General features: G+C 70.1%; 19 protein-coding genes. 10 read left to right on the top strand and 9 right to left on the bottom strand.

All coding sequences use genetic code 11. The annotated features are described in order from the left end of the window. Window positions 1-21 precede the first annotated feature (21 nt). Entirely contained in the window at window positions 22-1,095 is a 1,074-nt protein-coding gene (locus ISU10_RS09705) for a glycosyltransferase (RefSeq protein WP_194696198.1), read from the top strand. Between the two features lie 340 nt (window positions 1,096-1,435). Here ISU10_RS09705 and ISU10_RS09700 read toward each other — a convergent pair whose 3' ends face one another. Further along, complete coding sequence (locus ISU10_RS09700) at window positions 1,436-2,191, bottom strand: glycoside hydrolase family 16 protein (protein WP_194696197.1); 756 nt, start codon at window positions 2,189-2,191, stop codon at window positions 1,436-1,438. A 160-nt stretch (window positions 2,192-2,351) separates the two neighbouring features. Between ISU10_RS09700 and ISU10_RS09695 the strand changes: the two genes are divergently transcribed. Beyond that, a complete protein-coding gene (locus tag ISU10_RS09695; RefSeq protein WP_194696196.1) occupies window positions 2,352-3,041 on the top strand; it encodes a hypothetical protein in 690 nt (229 codons plus the stop codon). A gap of 15 nt (window positions 3,042-3,056) precedes the next feature. On the opposite strand, the gene ISU10_RS09690 is transcribed toward ISU10_RS09695, so the two are convergent. The 3 genes from ISU10_RS09690 to sdhC are packed head-to-tail and all read right to left on the bottom strand — an operon-like array spanning window position 3,057 to window position 6,524. Next, entirely contained in the window at window positions 3,057-3,833 is a 777-nt protein-coding gene (locus ISU10_RS09690; protein ID WP_194696195.1) for a succinate dehydrogenase/fumarate reductase iron-sulfur subunit, read from the bottom strand. A 43-nt stretch (window positions 3,834-3,876) separates the two neighbouring features. Next, the gene (locus ISU10_RS09685) at window positions 3,877-5,730 is read right to left on the bottom strand and encodes a fumarate reductase/succinate dehydrogenase flavoprotein subunit (RefSeq protein WP_228500359.1); all 1,854 of its coding nucleotides are present in this window, start codon (window positions 5,728-5,730) and stop codon (window positions 3,877-3,879) included. 2 nt (window positions 5,731-5,732) lie between these two features. Then, the gene (gene sdhC, locus ISU10_RS09680; protein WP_194696194.1) at window positions 5,733-6,524 is read right to left on the bottom strand and encodes a succinate dehydrogenase subunit SdhC; all 792 of its coding nucleotides are present in this window, start codon (window positions 6,522-6,524) and stop codon (window positions 5,733-5,735) included. Between the two features lie 192 nt (window positions 6,525-6,716). On the opposite strand from sdhC, the gene ISU10_RS09675 reads away from it, so the two are divergent. The 4 genes from ISU10_RS09675 to ISU10_RS09660 are packed head-to-tail and all read left to right on the top strand — an operon-like array spanning window position 6,717 to window position 11,726. Continuing rightward, window positions 6,717-8,396 (top strand): NAD(P)/FAD-dependent oxidoreductase, encoded by a 1,680-nt coding sequence (locus ISU10_RS09675; RefSeq protein WP_194696193.1) that lies wholly within the window; start codon window positions 6,717-6,719, stop codon window positions 8,394-8,396. Between the two features lie 15 nt (window positions 8,397-8,411). Continuing rightward, window positions 8,412-9,785 carry a sensor histidine kinase gene (locus tag ISU10_RS23810; RefSeq protein WP_194696192.1) on the top strand — a complete coding sequence of 458 codons (1,374 nt, stop codon included), beginning with the start codon at window positions 8,412-8,414 and terminating at the stop codon, window positions 9,783-9,785. Between the two features lie 13 nt (window positions 9,786-9,798). Next, window positions 9,799-10,764 carry a GNAT family N-acetyltransferase gene (locus ISU10_RS09665; protein ID WP_370865071.1) on the top strand — a complete coding sequence of 322 codons (966 nt, stop codon included), beginning with the start codon at window positions 9,799-9,801 and terminating at the stop codon, window positions 10,762-10,764. 41 nt (window positions 10,765-10,805) lie between these two features. After that, window positions 10,806-11,726 carry a TIGR01777 family oxidoreductase gene (locus tag ISU10_RS09660; protein ID WP_194696190.1) on the top strand — a complete coding sequence of 307 codons (921 nt, stop codon included), beginning with the start codon at window positions 10,806-10,808 and terminating at the stop codon, window positions 11,724-11,726. Window positions 11,727-11,750: 24 nt separating this feature from the next. Here the strand turns inward: ISU10_RS09660 and ISU10_RS09655 are convergent, their stop codons facing one another. From ISU10_RS09655 to trpS, 3 genes are all read right to left on the bottom strand, one after another. Beyond that, window positions 11,751-13,010 (bottom strand): HNH endonuclease signature motif containing protein, encoded by a 1,260-nt coding sequence (locus tag ISU10_RS09655; RefSeq protein ID WP_194696189.1) that lies wholly within the window; start codon window positions 13,008-13,010, stop codon window positions 11,751-11,753. Between the two features lie 222 nt (window positions 13,011-13,232). Then, entirely contained in the window at window positions 13,233-13,745 is a 513-nt protein-coding gene (locus tag ISU10_RS09650; protein WP_194696188.1) for a 2'-5' RNA ligase family protein, read from the bottom strand. Between the two features lie 20 nt (window positions 13,746-13,765). After that, window positions 13,766-14,842, bottom strand: a complete 1,077-nt coding sequence (gene trpS / locus ISU10_RS09645) for a tryptophan--tRNA ligase (protein WP_194696187.1) — start codon at window positions 14,840-14,842, stop codon at window positions 13,766-13,768. Window positions 14,843-14,926: 84 nt separating this feature from the next. Here trpS and ISU10_RS09640 point away from each other — a divergent pair, with 84 nt between their 5' ends. From ISU10_RS09640 to ISU10_RS09630, 3 genes are read left to right on the top strand one after another with little or no spacing between them, the layout of a single operon-like run. Then, complete coding sequence (locus ISU10_RS09640) at window positions 14,927-15,430, top strand: SigE family RNA polymerase sigma factor (RefSeq protein ID WP_194696186.1); 504 nt, start codon at window positions 14,927-14,929, stop codon at window positions 15,428-15,430. Next, a complete protein-coding gene (locus ISU10_RS09635; RefSeq protein WP_194696185.1) occupies window positions 15,414-16,577 on the top strand; it encodes a hypothetical protein in 1,164 nt (387 codons plus the stop codon). Before ISU10_RS09640 ends, ISU10_RS09635 begins: the two co-directional genes overlap by 17 nt. 20 nt (window positions 16,578-16,597) lie before the next feature. Further along, a complete protein-coding gene (locus ISU10_RS09630; RefSeq protein ID WP_194696184.1) occupies window positions 16,598-17,728 on the top strand; it encodes a GNAT family N-acetyltransferase in 1,131 nt (376 codons plus the stop codon). Between the two features lie 2 nt (window positions 17,729-17,730). Here ISU10_RS09630 and ISU10_RS09625 read toward each other — a convergent pair whose 3' ends face one another. Together ISU10_RS09625 and ISU10_RS09620 are read right to left on the bottom strand one after the other, a co-directional pair. Continuing rightward, complete coding sequence (locus tag ISU10_RS09625; RefSeq protein WP_194696183.1) at window positions 17,731-18,195, bottom strand: hypothetical protein; 465 nt, start codon at window positions 18,193-18,195, stop codon at window positions 17,731-17,733. Between the two features lie 209 nt (window positions 18,196-18,404). After that, window positions 18,405-19,634: an MFS transporter gene (locus ISU10_RS09620; protein ID WP_228500355.1), complete on the bottom strand. Its 1,230-nt coding sequence runs from the start codon at window positions 19,632-19,634 to the stop codon at window positions 18,405-18,407. A 62-nt stretch (window positions 19,635-19,696) separates the two neighbouring features. Here ISU10_RS09620 and ISU10_RS09615 point away from each other — a divergent pair, with 62 nt between their 5' ends. Then, entirely contained in the window at window positions 19,697-20,131 is a 435-nt protein-coding gene (locus ISU10_RS09615) for a VOC family protein (protein ID WP_194696181.1), read from the top strand. Window positions 20,132-20,296 lie beyond the last annotated feature (165 nt).

Raw genomic sequence — 20,296 nt, 5'->3', positions numbered from 1 at the left:
CTGGCGGCGACGCTCGTCGACGTGGACGGTGTTCGAGGCCCGCGAGTCGCACTGGTGACCGAGTCCTTCGACCCGCGCCTGTCGGGCACGGCGGGCACCGTACGCCAGGTCGCGAACCGGCTGGCCGAGACCGGGTACGACGTTCGCGTGCTGACCTCTGGCGCGGGACCCGCGGCCTACCACGCGGCGGAGGTGCTCAGGTTCGGTCCGCCGCGACGCAGCCACCAGATCCACCGCGCACTGGAGGCCTACGCCCCGGACCTGGTGCACGTGTTCACGCCTGGCCCTGTCGGCGCCAAGGCACTGCGCCAGGCAGCGAGGCTCGGCATCCCGACGTTGGTCACCGAGACATCGGCGCGCGCTGAGTTCGCGCCACCTCAGTGGCAGCACAAGGTCGCCGATGCGACCGACCGGCTCACGGTCACCGCGGCCTGGTTGCGCGACCGCCTCGCGGACGCCGGACTGGACTCCGGGATCTGGTCGCCCGGGGTGGACACCGACGTCTTCCACCCGGACCGTCGCAACCCGGCGCTGCGCGCCATCTGGACCGACGGCGATCTCACGCAGGTCGCCGTCGGCTACGTCGGCAGTCTCCGCAAGAGGCACGGCGTCCGCCGTCTCGCCGAGGTCGCCTCGGTGCCCGGCACCCGGCTCGTGGTCGTCGGCGACGGCCCCCAGCAGGCGTGGCTGCGCGAGCGCCTGCCCGCGAGCGTGAGGTTCACCGGCGCGCTCAAGCCCCGGCAGGCCGCCGCGGCCATCGCCTCGCTCGACGTGCTGGTGCAGCCCGGGACGCGGACGACGTGTGCTCACGCGCTCCGCGAGGCAGCGGCGTGCGCAGTGCCCGTCGTGGCACCACGAGCCGGTGGCGCACTCGACGTGGTCGAGCACCTCGGTACCGGCGTGCTCTACGACCCCGAGACGCCACTGGCTCTCGCAGACGCCGTCGCGGCTGTCGTCGCCGACCCCCATCGGCACCTGCTGGGTCAGCACGCACGTGCGCGCATCAGCCGGCGCACCTGGGCGGTGGCCGTCGACGAGCTCGTGAGCGAGCACTACTCGGTCCTGCCCGGATCGAGTGCGTCGCAGGTCGCCTGAACGCCTGACGACTGACCCCGTCGTCGTCACCACGCGAACAGTGTGGTATGCCGCCGATTTGGTGCTGGATCCGTGGGCTGCTTACCCTTGGCGACGTCTTCGGAAGTGTGAGCCCGAAGACCCAGAAGTGCTGGTGATCTCAGGGTGGAGGCTCGGCCCTCTACACGTCACCCACTCGGTCGTGGCGTGCCCGCGGCCCGTAGAGCTGCTGGTCGCGCGCCTGACCCCCGTCGCGTCGTGACCAGGCGGAGTGCCCCGCGCCGCGCCAGAAACAGGGGTCCCCCAGGGCTGACCGGTCGCGCTGACCCCCCGTTGCCGGCCGGTCAGCCTCACTAGTGGATCACCCCGCGATGTGGTCCACCACCAGCTCGGGCACCAGGTGGTCGTCTCCTCCGACCGACCACTCGGGGAAGTCGTAGACCGCGACCATCAGCTGCAGCGGGTAGGTCGGCGGACGCGGGCAGCGACGTAGCTCGCCGCCGTCGACCGAGAAGGACGCCTCCGTGGCATCCCAGTCGACGGCGTAGGTGTGGAACTCGGCGACGTCGATGGGCAGCCGCGCCGCGGCGAAGTCCTGGGTCAGCGACGGGTCGCGAAACGCCTTGATGCCGACTCCGACCTCGCACGAGGCACCCTGGGCCGATCGCTCGACCGACCTGCCGAAGATCTCCACCACGCACAGCTCTCCGCACCGCAACTGCTCGGGATCGTCCTCGAACCCGGCGAGCCACAGCGCGCCCATCGAGCGGGGCGACAGGGTCATCCGGCAGCGGATCTCGACGTGCCCGGAAGCCGGTAGCCAACCCTCGAAGCGCGGCTGCTCCTCGTTGACCAACAGCCCCTCACCGAAGCGCTGCTGGCCACGAGGACTGCCCACCGGCCCCGACCAGCTTCCGGACTGCACGGCCGAGACGCGCAGGGGCGGCTCGTGGAGCGGCCAGACCGGATGGTGGCCGGGGACCTCGAGCACCAGGCAGGAGTCCTCCAGGCGGTAGGAGGCCCGGGTCTGCGCACGCGAGCTCCAGGCCGGCAGGTAGTGCGGCAGCCAGACGTCGGTGTCGAGACCGGGCCCGTCGAAGTCGTCGCGAAACGGCATCCCCCGTTTCTACCGAACGCCGCCGACACCCACGGCCGGGGCGCGAGCCCGTGGCCGACTGAGCCCTGGGCCTGGTTCTCCACAGGTCGCGCAGAGCGCGTTGCGAGCAGGGCCGCCCACGCCTTTGGATCGTCCTGGTCATCTCGGGAAAGGAATCTCCGTGTCTCGCTTGCTCGCACTGTTCGTCGTCGTGGTGCTCACCGCTGGCTGTTCGGCCCAGGCCGACCCAGCGGCGCCGTCCGGTGGTCCAGCCACCGAGCCCTCGCCACGAGCGGCCCCCTACCGCATCGACAGGCTCCATGCGCTCAGCGCCGTTCGCTCTCTGCGGGTGCCCGGGTTCAAGCGGGTGCTGGTGTGTCCGACGCGTCGGCCGGCGCCCTGCCGCCGCGAGGGCACCGAGAGATCCCGGTGGTTGGTCGGCACCCAGCTCCACGGAGCCTCGCTGCCGGGAGGCAACGGCCTGGGCGAGCTCGTCACGACGATCGTGACGGCATGGCCGTCCGCAGCCCGAGCCTCGTCGTACGCCGATCGGCTGACCAAGCAGCTGCGGCGCTACGACGGCGACTACGACATCCTCCTCCGCAAGACCGGCTCCCGGCGCTACATCCCGGCCGATCGCGGGAAGGGCGAGCTGCACGACGTCGCCTACTCCGAGTGGCGCGGCACCGTGTTGCGACGGCTCTTCCACTACGTGTTCGACGACCTGTCGTCGTCGTCCACGGTGGCGGGCGGTCGCGTCGTGTTGTCGCGGGGCCGCTACGTGCTCGACCTCGAGTGGGTGGCCCGCAACCAGCGAACAGATCGGCGCCTGAGCCAGCTGCCGCGGCGCCTGCTGCAAGCGCTCAGGTGACGCTGGCTGAGGCCCTCAGACGGGCGTGCGGCCGTCGTTGTCCTTGTTGCGGATGCCGATCTTGTTGCCGAGCCACACCAGCGGGTCGTACTTCTTGTCGACCACGCGCTCCTTCATCGGGATGATCGCGTTGTCGGTGATGTGGATGCCCTCCGGACATACCTCGGTGCAGCACTTGGTGATGTTGCACATCCCCAAGCCAGCGGCCTGCTGGGCGCGCTCGCGGCGGTCGGCCGTGTCGAGCGGGTGCATGTCGAGCTCGGCGAACCGGAGGAAGAACCGCGGCCCCGAGAACGCCTCCTTGTTGTCCTCGTGGTCACGGACGACGTGGCAGACGTTCTGGCACAAGAAGCACTCGATGCACTTGCGGAACTCCTGGCCGCGCTCGACGTCTTCTTGCATCATCGTGCGCTTCTCGCCGGGCTTGCGCTCCGGGAGCTCGACGCTGGGCAGCTGACGGGCCTTCTTGTAGTTGAAGGACACGTCGGTGACCAGGTCACGGATGACTGGGAACGTGCGCATCGGCGTGACGGTGATCGTCTCGGACTCCTCGAAGTCCGAGAGCCGGCACATGCACATCAGACGCGGGCGCCCGTTGATCTCAGCGGAGCACGAGCCGCACTTGCCGGCCTTGCAGTTCCAGCGGACCGCCAGGTCGCCGGCCTGGGTGGCCTGGACGCGGTGGATCGCGTCGAGCACCACCTCGCCGCGCTCGACCTCGACGTCGTAGTCCTTGAGCTCGCCGCCGGACTTGTCGCCGCGCCAGAGCCGCATCTTGAGGTTGTAGGCCACGTGTACTTCCTTCTCACTGGGTCTCGACAGGCTCGACCAGCGACTAGTCGAAGAACTTCTTCAGGTCGTCGGGCATGGGCGGCAACGGCTGTGGGTTGAGCATCACCGACTCGCCGTCATCGGCCAGCGACACCACGAGGTTCTTCGCACCCCACTCGGGGTTGGGTCCGGGGAAGTCGTCTCGCGTGTGGCCACCGCGCGACTCCTGTCGCGCGAGCGCCGCCTTCGCGATCGCCTCGGAGACCAGCAGCATGTTGCGCAGGTCGAGGGCCAGGTGCCAGCCGGGGTTGTACTGGCGGTGGCCGTCGACGCTCATGCTCTTGGCCCGGACCTTGAGCTGCTCGATCTCCTCGAGCGCCTGTGCCAGCTCGGCCTCCGTGCGGATGATGCCGACCAGGTCGTTCATCTTCTGCTGGAGGTCGTGCTGGATCGAGTAGGGGTTCTCGCCGCCGTCGACGCTGAACGGGGCTACCGCACTCCACTGCCCGGCGCGCAGGTCCTCGTCGGACACGGCCGGGCGCGCCTCGCCCAGCCCCGCGACGTACGCCGCTGCGGACTCGCCCGCGCGGCGGCCGAACACCAGGAGGTCGGAGAGGCTGTTTCCGCCGAGCCGGTTGGAGCCGTGCATGCCGCCGGAGACCTCGCCCGCGGCGTAGAGGCCGGTGACGGCGCTCTCCTGGGAGTCGGCATCGACCTCGACGCCGCCCATCACGTAGTGGCAGGTGGGGCCGATCTCCATCGGCTCCGCGGTGATGTCGACATCGGCCAGCTCCTTGAACTGGTGATACATCGAGGGCAGTCGCTTGCGGATGAACTCGGGAGTACGACGAGAGGCGATGTCGAGGTAGATGCCGCCGTGCTCGCTGCCGCGGCCCGCCTTGATCTCGGAGTTGATGGCCCGGGCGACCTCGTCACGGGGCAGCAGCTCGGGTGGGCGGCGGTTGTTCTTCTTGTCGTCGTACCAGCGGTCGGCCTCCTCCTCGGTGTCGGCCGTCTCCGCCTTGAAGAAGTCGGGGATGTAGTCGAACATGAAGCGCTTGCCCTCGGAGTTCTTCAGAATGCCGCCGTCTCCGCGGACCGACTCCGTGACCAGCAGCCCCTTCACCGACGGCGGCCACACCATGCCGGTCGGGTGGAACTGGACGAACTCCATGTTGATCAGCTTCGCGCCGGCGCGCAGGGCCAGCGCGTGGCCGTCGCCGGTGTACTCCCAGGAGTTCGAGGTCACCTTGAAGGACTTGCCGATGCCGCCGGTGGCCAGGATCACGGCCGGCGCGTCGATGACCACGAAGCGGCCGGTCTCGCGCCAGTAGGCGAAGACGCCGGCCATCCGGCCCTCGCCCGATGACCTGTCTTGCAGCAGGTCGGTGACCGTGCACTCCATGAACACGTCGATGCCGATCTGCACCGCGCGCTGCTGCAGGGTGCGGATCATCTCCAGGCCGGTGCGGTCGCCGACGTGGGCCAGCCGTGCGTAGCGGTGGCCGCCGAAGTCGCGCTGGCTGATCAGCCCGTCGTCGGTGCGGTCGAACAGCGCGCCCCAGTCCTCGAGCTCGAGGACCCGCTCGGGCGCCTCCTGGGCGTGCAGCTGGGCCATCCGCCAGTTGTTGAGCATCTTCCCGCCACGCATGGTGTCGCGGAAGTGCACCTCCCAGTTGTCCTCGGGCCAGCGGTTGCCCATGGCTGCGGCGATGCCGCCCTCGGCCATCACCGTGTGGGCCTTGCCGAGCAGCGACTTGCAGACGATGGCGGTGTTGGCGCCGGCCTCGTGGGCAGCGATCGCCGCGCGCAGGCCCGCACCGCCGGCGCCGACGACCACGACGTCGTACTGGTGGCGCTCGATGCCGCCCTCGGCGTAGTAGGACATCTCGTTGCCCGTCATCTCATGGCGTGCCATGTCTAGAAGAACCTCAGATCCTCGATTGCGCCCGTGGAGAGCAGGTAGACGTAGAGATCGGCGATCGCCACCGAGAACAGCGAGAGCCAGGCGTACTTCGAGTGGTCGCCGTTCATCCTGGACACCCAGGTCCACAGCCGGTAGCGGACGGGGTGCTTGGAGAAGTGGCGCAGCCGGCCGCCGACGACGTGGCGGCAGGAGTGGCACGACAGGGTGTAGAGCCAGATGAAGGCGATGTTGACCAGGAAGATCAGCGTGCCGAGACCCATGTGGATGCCGTCGGACTCGCCCTGCATCGGCCCGAAGGCCAAGACGGTGTCGTAGGTCAGGATCAGCGCGACGACCACCGCGGCGTACCAGAAGTAGCGGTGGATGTTGTTGAGGATCAGGGGGAACCGGCTCTCACCGGAGTAGCCGCCGTGGGGCTCGGCGACACCGCATGCCGGCGGGCTCAGCCAGAACGACCGGTAGTAGGCCTTGCGGTAGTAGTAGCAGGACATCCGGAAGCCCAGCGGGAAGATCAAGATGATCAGGGCCGAAGAGAGCGGGAACCAGCCGAACGGCTGCCCGAAGTCGGACGAGCCCTCGACGCAGTCGCCCAGGCACGGCGAGTAGAACGGCGAGAGGTAGGGCTCGACGAAGTAGTGAGTGCCCGAGAACGCGCGCCACGTCGCGTAGATCACGAACGCGGTGAACACCACGAAGGTGGTCAGCGGGTAGAGCCACCACCGGTCGGTCCGCAGGGTCTTTTCCGGGATCGAGGCCCTGGTCGGGCCGGTCACGCCTGTGGACATCCAGTGGTCCTCCTGACACGACGAAACGGGTGCACCAGCCTGCCGAGGCTATGCGCGCCCGCATGAGCAGCGCCAGCGACGACCCGCCTCCTAGGGTCCCATGTGGGCTATGTCACGCCTACCCACCGCGCCACTTGTATCCTCACGTGAGCCCGGGCGGCAGCTCGGACCGATGTCTTCTGGGGGTGGTCAGTGGCCAGGCCGGCGATCGTGACGGTCGACGACGACCAGCAGGTCTCGGCCGCACTCGCCCGCGACCTGCGTCGCCGCTACGGCCGCGACTACCGCATCGTGCGCGCGTCCTCCGGCGAGGAGGCCCTCGAGGCCCTGGCCGAGCTGGCCCTGCGCGACCGCCCGGTCGCCCTGGTCGCCGTGGACCAGCGGATGCCGCGGATGACCGGCATCGAGGTGCTCGCCGAGGCCGATGCGCGCGGCCTCGCAGGCGGCGCCAAGCGGGTTCTCCTGACGGCCTACGCCGACACCGAGGTCGCGATCCAGGCCATCAACGAGATCGGGCTCGACCACTACCTGATGAAGCCGTGGGACCCGCCCGAGGAGCAGTTGTTCCCCGTCCTCGACGACCTGCTCGGCGACTGGCACAACGAGAACCCCGAGCAGACCTCCGACGTCCGGGTCGTCGACCACCGGTGGTCCGACCGCGGTCATGACGTCAAGACGTTCCTGGCCCGCAACCACGTGCCCTACCGGTGGTTCGACGTCGAGGCCGACGAGGAGGGTCGACGGCTCGCCGAGCTGGCGGGCGCCGGGCCGGGCGACCTCCCGCTCGTGCTCCCGGCCGAGGGCGAGCCGCTGCGAGCACCCAGCAACGTCGAGATCGCCGGTGCCCTCGGGCTACGCACCCAGGCCGAGCAGCCGCTCTACGACGTGTGCATCGTCGGCGGCGGTCCTGCGGGTCTCGCCTCCGCGGTGTACGCCGCCTCCGAGGGGCTCTCGACCATCGTCGTCGAGCGCCATGCGCCGGGTGGCCAGGCAGGCACGAGTGCGGCCATCGAGAACTACCTGGGCTTCCCCAAGGGCCTCAGCGGCGCCGACCTCACCCAACGGGCGATGGCCCAGGTGCAGCGCTTCGGCGCCGAGATGGTGCTGGCTCGCGACGTGGTCTCGCTCGAGCAGCGCGGTCCCGTGCGGGCCGTGGTACTCGACGGCGATCCCGACAACCCATCGGTCATCGAGGCCCGGGCCGTGATCGTCTCGACCGGCGTGTCCTACCGCAGGCTCGGGGCCGAGGGGCTCGACGACCTCACCGGCCGCGGGGTCTACTACGGCGCTGACGCCAGCGATGCCCGCCAGGTCGCCGGCGACGAGGTCTTCATCGTCGGCGCGGCCAACTCCGCCGGCCAGGCCGCGCTCAACATGGCCAAGCACGCACAGAGCGTGGTGATGCTGGTCCGCGCGGGCGACCTCGAGGCCTCGATGTCGCGCTACCTCATCGACCGCATCGAGGCACACCCGGCGATCGAGGTGCGCACGATGAGCGAGGTCCGCTCCGCCCGCGGTGACGGCCACCTCGAGGCCCTCACCATCCTCGACCGCGACACCGGCGCGTGCACCGACGTGGCGGCCACGTGGCTGTTCATCTTCATCGGCGCGGCTCCTCGCACCGACTGGCTCGGCAAGGACGTGGCCCGTGACGAGCGCGGCTACGTCGTCACGGGACCGGACCTGGCCCGTGCCGATGGGGTGCCGGGCTGGCCACTGCCGGCCCGGGCGCCATACGCCCTGGAGACCAGCGTTCCCGGCGTGTTCGCCGCGGGCGATGTGCGGTTCGACTCGATGAAGCGCGTCGCGTCGGCCGTCGGCGAGGGCGCGATGGCCGTGCACCTGGTGCACCGCTACCTGGCGACGATCTGAGCCGGGGGGCCATCGATGCGCGTCGACGAGCTGCGGCAGCTGGCGATCTTCGAGAAGGTCAGCGACGAGCGCCTCGAACAGCTGCTCGCCGTCGGACGCACCATCGAGATCGAGCCGGGACTCCAGCTGTTCACCGAGGGTGATCCGGCCGACCACTGGTGGGTGCTGGTCGAGGGCGCCATCGACCTGTTCCGCACTGTCGGGCGCGAGGAGGCCAGGGTCGGCCAGATGGTGCCGGGGCGGTGGGCCGGTGGCTTCCGCGCCTGGGACGACGACGGGGTCTACCTGGCAACCGGCCGCGGGGTGGAGTTCGGACGGCTGCTGAAGGTGCCCGCCGCTGACCTGCGCGACCTGATGAACGAGTGGCTGCCCCTTGCCGTGCACCTGGTCCGTGGCGTCTTCGGCACCGCCCGCACCATCGAGGCGACCGTGCGGCAGCGCGAGGCGCTGATCACCCTCGGCACCTTGTCGGCCGGGCTCGCGCACGAGCTCAACAACCCCGCCTCGGCCGCCGTACGCACGGTGGCCTCGCTGGCCGACTCGCTCAACGAGGTGCTCGCCTCGCTCACGCGTCTCGCCGAGGGCGCGATCACCTCCGAGCAGTTCCTGGCGCTCGACCGGTTGCGCCAAGACGCCGGCGGACCGACGGGCGCGCGCACCGCCATGCAGGTCGCCGACGCCGAGGACGAGCTCGGCGAGTGGCTCGAGGACCACGATGTCGAGGACCCCTGGACCTTGGCAGCCACGCTGGCCGGGGCGGGCGTCTCGGTCGAGTGGTGTGACCGGGCGGCCGAGGTGCTGACCGGGAGCGCGCTCAGCACCGGGCTCGAGTGGGTGGCCGGCACACTGTCGGTCGGCGCCCAGCTGTCCGAGCTGCGCGAAGCCACCGGCCGGGTCTCCGAGCTGGTCGGCGCCGTGCGGTCCTACACCCAGATGGACCGAGCCTCGCTGCAGCCGGTCAACGTCGTCGAGGGCCTCGACAGCACGCTGGTGATGCTGCAGCACAAGCTCAAGGAGGGCGTGGAGGTGGTCCGGCAGTATGCCCCTGACCTCCCCCGCATCGACGCCTACGCCGGCGAGCTCAACCAGGTGTGGACCAACCTCATCGACAATGCGGTCGACGCCATGGACGGGGCCGGCACCTTGCGTGTCGCGACCAGGGCCGAGGACGACGCGGTCGTCATCGAGATCGCCGACTCGGGTCCAGGCCTGGACCCCGAGGTGGCCTCGCGCGCGTTCGATGCCTTCTTCACCACCAAGGACGTCGGCAAGGGCACCGGGCTCGGACTCGACATCGCCCGCCGTGTGGTCGTCGAGCGCCACAACGGCACCATCGACCTGGTTCGCGAGGGCGACGAAACTGTCGCGCGCATCCGCCTTCCTCGCTGACAAGATGGCAGCCGTGCCAGGAGCAGAGGTCGCAGAGTTCACCGAGGAGCACGTCGAGCCGGCAGCGGAGCTGTTGGCGGCCAGGCATCGCCGCCACCGCGAGGCCGAGCCACTGCTCTCCCCCGCGTACGACGACCCGGCGGCGTGCATCGAGCCCATCCGGTCGGCGTACACCGCCGAGCACGCCTCGGGTTCGGTGGCCGTCGACGGCAGCCGGGTGGTGGGCTACCTGCTCGGCGCTCCGAAGCCCGGCGCTGCGTGGGGCGCGAACGTCTGGATCGAGAGCGCGGGGCACGCGGTCGAGGAGGCCGAGCTCGCCCGCAGCCTCTATGCCCAGGCCGCCACCAGATGGGTCGACGAGGGACGGGCGGCGCACTTCGCGCTGCTGCCCAGCCACGATGCCGACCTCTTGCATGCCTGGTTCCGGCTGGCGTTCGGCTGGCAGCACACGCACGCGATCCGGGTCCCGGCCGAAGCAGGTCCGGTGCGCGAGGGGCTCGTCGTGCGCGAGCCGACCCGCGACGAGATCCCGCAGCTGGCACGTCTCGACATGGTGCTGCCCGAGCACCAGGGCCTGTCTCCCGTCTTCTCCAGCGGGCCGCCCGACGTCTACGAGGAGCGCGTGGCCGACTGGGAGGAGGACTTCGACAACCCGCAGTTCTGGAACGTCGCCGTCGAGCACGGCGGCCGCCTCGTCGGCAGCGCGGTCGGCTGCGACCTCGAGGTCACCTCGAGCCACTCCGGCCCGGCCGCACCTGAGCGAGCAGCGTTCCTGGGCTTCGCGGCCGTCCTTCCGGAGGCCCGAGGAATGGGCGTCGGTCGCGCGTTGGGTGAGGCGGTCTCCCAGCTGGCGTGGGAGAAGTTCTACCCCAGCATCGTCACCGACTGGCGCGAGACCAACCTGCTCTCCTCACGCGCCTGGCGAGGGTTGGGCTACCGCGACAGCTTCGTGCGACTGCACCGGCTCATCGGCCACTGAGCGCCCCATTGCGGACGATCCCCTTCCGATAGGTTCCCCGCGTGAAGGTCGTCGTCGCCGGAGGTTCGGGGGCGCTCGGAAGTCGGCTCTGCGAGGACTTGGCGAACCGCGGCCACGAGGTCGTCGTGCTCACCCGCCGCTCACGTACCGGGCCGTTCCGGCAGGTGGAGTGGGACGGCCGGACCGTCGGGTCATGGCGCACCGAGCTCGAAGGGAGCGCGGTCGTCAACCTCGCCGGCGAGCTGGTCGACCGCCGACCCACGCCGGCGAACCTCGACCTGCTGACCCGATCGCGGGTCGAGCCCACTCGGGCGCTCGTCGAGACGAGCGCCACCTTGTCATCCCTCGTGCCGGTCTGGCTGCAGTCGAGCACGCTGGCCATCTACGGCGACGCCGGCGAACAGGTGCTCGACGAGTCAGCACCACCAGCTGATGGCCCACCCCAGATGGCGGGGGTAGCGAAGGCATGGGAACTGGCCGCTCGGGAGGCGAACACCGAGCGGATGGTCACGCTCCGGACCGGCATCGTCTTGGACAACGACACACCCGCCCTCGACCGGCTGCGCGCCCTGGCGCGTTGGGGGCTCGGCGGTCGGGTCGGCTCGGGTCGGCAGTGGGTCAGCTGGATCCACATCGAGGACTGGCTCGCCGTCGTCCGCGCGATGCTCCTCCCCACCGGACCGGCCATGTCAGGGGTCGTCCACGCGACCGGTCCCCATCCAGTGCGCAACGCGGACCTGATGGCCGCCCTTCGAGCCGACGCGGGCCGGCCAGCTGCCCCGCCCACGCCCCGGGCACTCGTCCGACTGGGAGCCGTGCTCCTGCGCACGGACCCGGCGCTGGCGCTCACGGGGCGGCGCGCCATCCCCGCGCGCCTGCTGGACGCCGGGTTCGACTTCCGCCACCCCGACCTCGCGGAGGCGCTCGCCGACCTGAGACTGCGCCATCGCGCCGGCGGCTGACGTAGGGATCCAACAGCCGAATGCCTATTGGCGTCGCGTGAAGCTGGTCTTGCCGTTGGGATGGTGATGGGTGAGCCAGTCGGGGTGGTGCGCCCGTCGGTGGTGGAAGAGGCAGAGAAGCTTGCAGTCCTTCAGGCTGGTGCGCCCGCCTTGGGACCACGGCTTGGGGTGATGGGCATCGCAGAAGGCGGCAGGAACGGTGCAGCCCATCGTCGTACAGGTCTTGTCACGCACGTTCATGAGCTTGCGCATCGCGCCCTTGACGAGTCGTTGCTCCCGACCGGCGTCGAGGACCTCGCTCTTGCCGCCCATGACGGCGGGCAGGATGCCGGCATTGCAGGCCAAGCGGCGCAGCTCGCCACCGGTGATGACATCACCGCTCGAGGTCTCGACGACACCAGCGGCCTGGACCTCGGCGACCAGGTCGTCGTAGTCGACGGCTATGACCACGGAGGTGGCGGTGCCGCCGTGCCGGGGCAGGGTGTCGGTGGGGATGTTCTCGAGCAGGGCTGCGAAGGCGATGCCCTGCCGACGAGCGATCGGCAGGTCGCCGAACTCGTCCGGTGTGGAGTCCTCGACGGGCCCGAACGGGGTGTCGAGACGGCGACGGCGCGGGGACAGGTAGGCGTGCAGGTAGGTGCGAACACGACCGGCAAGTGCGTCAGGGATGCGGAAGCTGCCGTCGGTGGAGCCATCGCCGCGCCGCCGCATGGTGAGCCTGGTGGCGGCCGAGGCTCTGTCCTCGGCGGCGAGCAGCGCTTGGTACTCGGCCTGGTCGGCGATGTCTGGCGCGACGTGCTGCAACACCCCGCGGCCCAGGTTGGCCAGCTCGCGCGGCCCGAGCTGTGCGGCCTGGTCGACCAGGAAGTCCTCGGCCTTGGCCAGTAGGTCGTCGCCCAGGTCCTGGGGAAGTGAGGACAGCGCATCGGAGATGGCGCGCACCTGTGCGAGGTTGACCCGGCCCTTGGCGAAGGCGTCGCCCAGCAGGGTCCACCTCTGGTCGAGCAGGTCAGCCAGCCTGGCATCGGCGCGGATCCGGCCGTGTGCGTCGCGGGTCTCGTCGGCCAGCCACGCGGCAGTCGACCTCGCTCCGGTCTGCTCGGCGACATCGTCGGCCACGGCGAGAACGCGTAGCTGTTGGGCCTGGGCGCGCGCGATGAGCCCGGCCAGGCCCGTCAGCAGATCCTGCTTCTCTGTCGTCGAGCGGAACACCGGGTTGATCGCGGCGATCTCATCCAGGGCCTCGGCGATCCGCGCGAACGGCTCGGCATAGGTGCTGGACATGAGACAAGCCAAGCATCGACCACCGACATCCATCGCTCCAGAACCCCTTATTCCACAGGGGATTCCGACATGTTCTGACACCACATTTCGGGGGACGTGCGACTGGTTTCCTCACACCTACCCCGAACACACCCCTCCCCTCTTGGCGTGCGCTCGACGTGATCTCCCAGCTCAACCGCGACCTGCGTACGGCGGTCCGCAAGGGCCACTGAACACGTGCCGTCACACCCGCGAGAGAGCGAAGTCGCGCGTCGGCTGCCACCCGTGGACGTCGTCGTGGACGTAGAGGTGGAAGCCGGTGACCTCGAAGGAAGCCTCGAAGCCGGCGAGCTCCTCGAACACCTCGTCCATGACGTCGTCGGGGAGGTGATGCGCGACGGTCACGTGCGGGTGGAACGGGAACTCGACGTCGACCGCGAGCGGCCCGGAGCGTAGGGCCGAGGCCAGCTGCTCGGTCTGCCCGATGCCCTTGGCCAGGCTGACGAACACGACGGGCGAGACCGGCCGGAACGTGCCGGTGCCGCGCAGGTGCACCTCGAAGGTCCCGCCCGAGTCGGCGACCTTGGCGAGATGCTCCTCGACGGCATCGAGCTCCTTGTCGCCGACCTCGGTAGGCGGGATCAACGTGATGTGCGTCGGGATCGTCGCCGCCGACGAGTCGATGCTGGTGCGGTAGTCCTGGAGCTGGCTGGCCCACGGCTCCGGGATCGAGAGGGCGACTCCGATGACCGGCACCCGAACGACCTTACTGGCCTTTACCCGGCCGTGAGTCCGGGGTGGGCAGGAGCGACGAACCCGACGCGCTGCCATACGTCGCGCAGCGTCGCCTCGGCCACCTCGGTGGCCACCTGACGGCCCTGCTCGAGCACGGAGCTGAGCTGCTTCTGGTCCTCGAGCAGCTCGAGCGTGCGGTCCCTGAACGGCGTCACGAACTCCACGACCACCTCAGCGAGGTCCTTCTTGAAGTCGCCGTAGCCCCGCCCGGCGTACTCCTCCTCCAGACCCGCGATGGAGCGGTCGGTGAGCGAGGAGTAGATCGTCAGCAGGTTGCTGATGCCAGGCTTCTCCTCGGGGTCGAAGCGCACCTCGGAGCCCGAGTCGGTGACCGCCGAGCGGATCTTCTTGGCGCTCACCTTGGGGTCGTCGAGCAGCTCGACGATGCCGCTGGGCGACGAGGCCGACTTCGACATCTTGGACGTCGGGTCCTGGAGATCGGTGATCTTGGCCGTCGACTTCAAGATGTAGGGCTCCGGCAGCCGGAAGGTCTTCTTGTAGCGGCTGTTGAAGCGCTGCGCCAGGTCGCGGGTCAGCTCGAGGTGCTGACGCTGGTCCTCGCCCACCGGCACGTAGTGCGGCCGGTAGAGCAGGATGTCGGCTGCCTGGAGGATCGGGTAGGTGAACAGCCCGACGCTCGCGGCCCCCTCCCCTGCCTTGGCTGACTTGTCCTTGAACTGCGTCATCCGTCGCGCCTCGCCGAACCCCGTCAGGCATTGCAGCACCCACGAGAGCTGCGCGTGCTGCGGGATCTGGCTCTGCACGAAGATCGCCGAGCGGGCCGGGTCGATGCCCATGGCCAGCAGCTGGGCCGCGGCTCGCAGCGTCCGCTCGCGGAGTACGGCGGGATCCTGCTCGACGGTGATCGCGTGCAGGTCGGCGATGAAGAAGAACGGCTGGTGCTCGCGCTGCAGGTCGACCCACTGGCGCAGGGCGCCGAGGTAGTTGCCGAAGTGGAAGGAGTCGGCGGTCGGCTGGATTCCTGACAGCACCCGGGGACGGGCCCCTCCGGAGGCCTCGGTCGGGACGGCCAGCTCGGGTTCGGTGATAGCGCTCATTTCAGGCGGCATTCTGTCAGGCGTCCGATGCAACCTCGCCCGCTGCCCAGAGGTCGCATAGTTGAGGCACCAGGAGGAGGAGTGATGCACGACGACCGCTTGCGGGAGGTGTATGCCGTGGCGTACCCCCGCCTGGTCGTCCAGCTCGTCGGCGTGACCGGAAACCCCGCGGAGGCCGAGGACGTCGTGATGGAGGCGTTCGCCCGGGCCGTGCCGCGCCGCAGCTCCTTCCACGATGCCGACAACCCCGAGGCCTGGCTGCGCACGGTCGCGGTCAACGTCGCGCGCAGCCGCTGGCGACGGATGCTGCGCTGGGCACACGTGCTGCCCGAGCTCGTGACGCCCACGTCGTACGCCGATCTCCCCGAGGAGCGCCTGGCCCTGCTGGCCGCACTCCGCCAGCTACCGGCCACCCAGCGCGAGGCCATCGCGCTGCACCACCTCGCGGACCTCCCGGTCGCCGAGGTCGCCTTCACCCTCGGTGTGCCCGAAGGCACCGTCAAGGCGCGTCTGGCCCGCGGGCGGGCAGCGCTCGCCGAGGTCCTCACCGACTCCTCCAAGGAGGAAGACCATGCCCGAGCTGACTGACCTCCACGACTTGGCGAGCGACGTCCGCGAGCGCGTCGTGATCCCGCCGTACGACGAGGTGACCCGGCGGGTGCGTGCCCGACGGCTCCGCACGGCGACCGGCGGCATCGCGGCCGCCGTGCTCGTCGTGGGCGGCGTCGGCGTCTGGCAGAGCCTGTCGCCGACGGCCGGCCCACCTGGCCAGCCGGCTGGCCAGACGTCTGGCCAGACATCCGGCCAGACATCCGGCCAGACGCCGCTGCCGGACACCGACGAGGGACTGTGGCGCAAGGTCGTGGACGGCACCGACTCCCACCCGTTCGAGACCGAGGGGTCGACGGACGGGGCGATCGCGGTCGTGTGGCGGGCTCTGGAGCAACCCGGGCCGACCTTCGCCCTGGTGATCCGCGAGGCCGACGGCACCGTGCACGGCCGACGCCTCGACGAGCCGTTCGACCTGACCCCGCTACCGGACGGCGGCTGGATCGGCGTCGACGGTGGATACGTCGCGACGATCGGCACCAACGGGACCATCGCCCAGGTGCGCGGATCGGGTCCGAGCCGCCCGGCGCGGCCGGGCGACGTGTTCGTGCACGGCGAGTACGGCGTCAACATGCTCTACCGGCCATCGGACCGGTCGCTGTCGACGATGCCGATCCTCTACGGGGACATCGCCGACGGCTACGTCACGCCCGACGGCGAGCTGGTCACGTGCGGCAGGGGCCAAGGCGGCGTCACGCTCACGGTCGGCGACAAGATCGGACCCAATGTGCCCGGCGCGACCTGCGTCCTCGCCGGCCGCGGCGACGACGTCACGATGGTCGGCCTGGGTGACGACCCCGACGGCGGCATCCCGATGACCGGCCTCGTCGTCGCGCACGGCGACCAGGTCGTACAACCCCGGATGACCACGATGCTCGGTGGCGTGACCTCGGTCCTCATCACACCCGCCGGGACCACCGTGATCACCGACGCCAGCACCGGCGACTGGTACCTCCTCGGCGCCGATGGCGCCTTCCGGCCGACGGACCGCAAGGTGGGCCAGGCGTTCCTGGCGGGCGAGCGTCTCTACGTCACGCAGTACGGCTTCATGAACGCCCCCCTGTCCTGGTCCGACGACGACGGCCGCACGTGGCACGAGGCGCAATTGCCGGGCAACGAGGAGTAGTCGCCTGCCAAAGTGGGTCTATGCCGCCCGTGACCGCGCCGACCCTGACCGACGGCCCAGTGACCCTGCGTCACCCGCAGGAGAGCGACGTACAAGGGTCGTGGGAGCAGTGCCAGGACCCGCTGTCGATCCAGTGGACGACGGTGCCGGTGCCCTACTCCCACGCCGACGCGCGCGACTTCATCCTCGGCTTCGTACCCGGGGCGTGGGAGTCCGACAAGGAGTGGGGGTTCGTCGTCGAGGCCGAGGGCAGGTACGCCGGCCACATCTGCCTGCGCAACGAGGGTGACCGCCGCGCCGAGATCGCCTATGGATCGCACCCGTGGGTCCGCGGAACGGGCCACATGGAGCACGCGCTGCGCATGCTGCTCGACTGGGGCTTTCGCGAGAAGGACCTGGCCACGGTCATCTGGCTGGCCAACGTCGGCAACTGGGCTTCGCGGCGACTGGCGTGGAAGCTCGGGTTCACCTTCGAGGGGACGCTGCGCCAGTGGCTGCCCCACCGCGGCGAGCTGCGCGACGCCTGGACCGGCACCCTGCTCTCCGGCGACCCACGCGAGCCGCAACGCCGCTGGCTCGACGAGGTGGTGCTGGACGGGCCGGGCGTACGCCTACGGGCGTTCGTCGACACAGACGCCGAGCGGGTGCTGGAGGCGTGCCTCGACGAACGGACCCGCGGCTGGCTCGGCAGCCTGCCGTCGCCGTACACGGTTCAGGAGGCGCTCGCCTTCATCCGCGGGGGGACCGCGGCGCGAGCCAACGGTGACGGACTGAGCTGGGCGGTGGTGGATCCCGCGACCGACCTGGTGATCGGCTCGGTCGGACTGTTCGACCTGACCGACGACCTGGCCCACGGCGAGGTCGGCTACTGGACCCATCCCGAGGCTCGCGGTCGCGGCGTGATGACCACAGCCGTCGGCCTGGTCCTGCAGCACGCGTTCGACGTCCTGGGTCTGCAGCGCGTCAAGGCCTACGCCGCGGTCGACAACGCGGCGTCGCGCCACGTGCTCGAGGCCAGCGGCATGACCGAGCACGGCCTCGAGCGGCTCGGCACGGTGCTGGCCGACGGTCGGGCCGACTGCGTCCTGTACGACGTCCTGCGTGGGGAGTGGTCACGCAGCCAGTCGTCTGGCCATTCGTCTGGCCAGTGAGGTCACGGGCAGAGGATCGGCGACACGCAGTTCGGCGCGAAGGTCAGCTGGGTCGAGGGGAAGGAGCCGGTGACGACCTCGCCGGTGGTCCCGTTCTTCGCCGACCAGTTGAACGCCACGAAGTGCTTGGCGGCGCTGTTGGTGAGGTTCTTCACCAAGATCAGGTTGCCGTCGCCCCCGGTCAGGGTGATCGGGGCCGGGTTCGTGCTGGCGACACCGTCGAAGGTGAACCCGGTGATGGTGAACGTCCAGTCGGCGTTGCCGGCGGTCGCGACGGCGATGACCGCCTTGAAGTTGAAGTTGTTGCCGCCCGAGCCCGGGCACTTGCAGCTCCCCCCTGGAACCAGGTGCGGCGTCGAGCCCGGCGACACGGCGAACGCCGGGGCTGCGACGCCGACGGCCACGATCGGGACCGACCATGCAGCCCCACGGGCAAGGGTGCGCCGAGAGACCTGGTGTACAGACATGCGAAGACTCCATCGGGGGGTAGTCGGGGGGCTCGTGCCTGCTTTCGGAAGCGGCGAACGAGTAGGACGACCGTAACCGGGGACTACCTCCGCCCGGGCCGTTACGGTTCGATTCTCAACCATCTTGGGGCAAATAGGGTCGAGGGGGCCGCCCGCCTAGTCCGAAATGACTAAGGCGTCGTGGCCTGTTCGCGGGTTGGTGGCTGCGGTCACGCCGACAGCGAGGGCATGTGAGGCATGCGTCGCGCGAGGAAGGCCGAGACCACGAGGACCCCGAACCCGGCGATCGCCAGTGCTGCGCCGACCACGCCCGTCGAGCGGTAGCCGAAGCCGGCCGCGATCACCACGCCGCCCAGCCAGGCACCAGCGGCGTTGGCGATGTTGAGAGAGGCGTGGTTGAGGGCGGCGCCGATCGTCTGCGCGTCTCCGGCGACGTCCATCAACCGCAGCTGCAGGTTGACGACGAGAACCGAGCCCAACACGGTGATCAGGAAGCCGATCGGGATCAACCACCAACCGGCCGGGGCAAGTGCCGAGAACGCCAGCAGCGCCACCGCCATGCCGAGCGAGGAGCCCAGCAGCGAGCGGAACACCGACCAGTCGGCCAGCTCGCCCGCGAGCCAGGTGCCGACCACCATCCCGAGGCCGAACGCGAGCAGGAACACGGGCACGGCGCCGTCGGGCAGGCCGCCGACCTCGGTGACCGTGGGCGCGATGTAGGAGTAGACCGCGAACATGCCGCCGAAGCCAACCGCGCCGGCCATCAGCGTCAGCCAGACCTGCGGCTCCTTGAATGCCCGTAGCTCCCGCCGACCCGTCGCACCGGCGTCGCCCGGGCACGACGGCACGAACGTCAGCACGAGCGCCGCCGTCAGCAGCGCGAGTCCGGTCACGGCCCAGTACGTCGAGCGCCAACCGAGGTTCTGGCCCAGCCAGGTCGCGGCCGGCACGCCCACGACGTTGGCGACCGACAGGCCGAGCATCACCATCGCCACCGCGCGGCCCTTGCGTCCCTCGGGAGCCAGCGACGCGGCCACCAGCGACGCCACCCCGAAGTACGCGCCGTGCGGGAAGCCGGTCGCGACCCGCGCCACCGTCAGCAGGCCGAACGACGTCGCCACCGCGCTGGCTGCGTTTCCGACGGCGTAGGCGAACATCAAGGCGACGAGCAGCCCACGGCGTGGCAGCCTCGCACCCAGGAACGCCAGCACCGGCGCCCCGATCACCACGCCCACCGCATAGGCCGAGATGACGTGGCCGGCCGTCGGGATCGAGACGCCCACCCCCTCGGCTATCTGGGGCAGCAGCCCCATCGTCACGAACTCGGTCGTGCCGATCGTGAAACCACCGGCCGCCAGGGCGAGCAATGCCAGCACGAAGTGCCGGGCATGCGGGCGGATCGCCTCATCGAGAGCGGCAGGTGCGGGGGCGCTGGACATCGGCACCATCGTCCAACCAGCCCGCGGCGAACGCCTATTCCGCGACATCTAGCCTGGCGGATGTGCGGATCAACCGTTCGGCCCCACCGACCACCGTCACTCCAGTGCTCATCTATCCCGATGTTCGCGCGGCCGTCGCCTGGCTGGAAGCAGCGTTCGGCTTCGAGGAGCGAGTGCGCATCGGCGAGGGGCACCGGTCTCAGCTGAGCGTCGGCCACGACGGAGCCGTCATCGTCGCTGAGAGCCGTGGCCAGAACGTCCCTCCGACTCCGGGGGACGCCACGCACGTCATCAAGATTCGGGTTCCAGACGTGGACGCCGCATTCGACCGAGCCCGCTCGACAGGGGCGCGAGTCATGGAGGAACCGACGAGCCACGCGTACGGCGAGCGCTCATGCAGTGTTGAGGACCTAGCCGGTCATCGCTGGGAACTGACCCAGACCGTGCGCGATACCGAGCCAGAGGAATGGGGCGGCGTCACCGTCAGTCCCTGGTAACACGGTCAGCGCCGGCCCTCCTTGCGCGCTTCGGCCGTCGAGGGGACGCCCGGGTGTCAGCGGCGTGGTGGTGGGGTGTCGATGACCCGTCCGGACGGAGTCGTCCATCGGTAGCCGTCGTCGGGCAGGCGGTGGTAGGTCCAGCGGGCGTGGGTCTTGACCCGG

This window comes from Nocardioides agariphilus (assembly GCF_015352445.1).
Classification (GTDB): domain Bacteria; phylum Actinomycetota; class Actinomycetes; order Propionibacteriales; family Nocardioidaceae; genus Nocardioides; species Nocardioides agariphilus.
This window is presented reverse-complemented; position numbering and strand designations above follow the sequence as displayed.

What these genes read in the sequence shown, in the direction of transcription:
- ISU10_RS09655 (WP_194696189.1), bottom strand. Translation starts at nt 13,010, where the DNA reads ATGTCCAGCACCTATGCCGAGCCGTTCGCGCGGATCGCCGAGGCCCTG.
- ISU10_RS23810 (WP_194696192.1), top strand. Translation starts at nt 8,412, where the DNA reads ATGCGCGTCGACGAGCTGCGGCAGCTGGCGATCTTCGAGAAGGTCAGC.
- ISU10_RS09685 (WP_228500359.1), bottom strand. Translation starts at nt 5,730, where the DNA reads ATGGCACGCCATGAGATGACGGGCAACGAGATGTCCTACTACGCCGAG.
- ISU10_RS09630 (WP_194696184.1), top strand. Translation starts at nt 16,598, where the DNA reads ATGCCGCCCGTGACCGCGCCGACCCTGACCGACGGCCCAGTGACCCTG.
- trpS (WP_194696187.1), bottom strand. Translation starts at nt 14,842, where the DNA reads ATGAGCGCTATCACCGAACCCGAGCTGGCCGTCCCGACCGAGGCCTCC.
- ISU10_RS09625 (WP_194696183.1), bottom strand. Translation starts at nt 18,195, where the DNA reads ATGTCTGTACACCAGGTCTCTCGGCGCACCCTTGCCCGTGGGGCTGCA.
- ISU10_RS09700 (WP_194696197.1), bottom strand. Translation starts at nt 2,191, where the DNA reads ATGCCGTTTCGCGACGACTTCGACGGGCCCGGTCTCGACACCGACGTC.
- ISU10_RS09620 (WP_228500355.1), bottom strand. Translation starts at nt 19,634, where the DNA reads ATGTCCAGCGCCCCCGCACCTGCCGCTCTCGATGAGGCGATCCGCCCG.
- ISU10_RS09640 (WP_194696186.1), top strand. Translation starts at nt 14,927, where the DNA reads ATGCACGACGACCGCTTGCGGGAGGTGTATGCCGTGGCGTACCCCCGC.
- ISU10_RS09635 (WP_194696185.1), top strand. Translation starts at nt 15,414, where the DNA reads ATGCCCGAGCTGACTGACCTCCACGACTTGGCGAGCGACGTCCGCGAG.
- sdhC (WP_194696194.1), bottom strand. Translation starts at nt 6,524, where the DNA reads ATGTCCACAGGCGTGACCGGCCCGACCAGGGCCTCGATCCCGGAAAAG.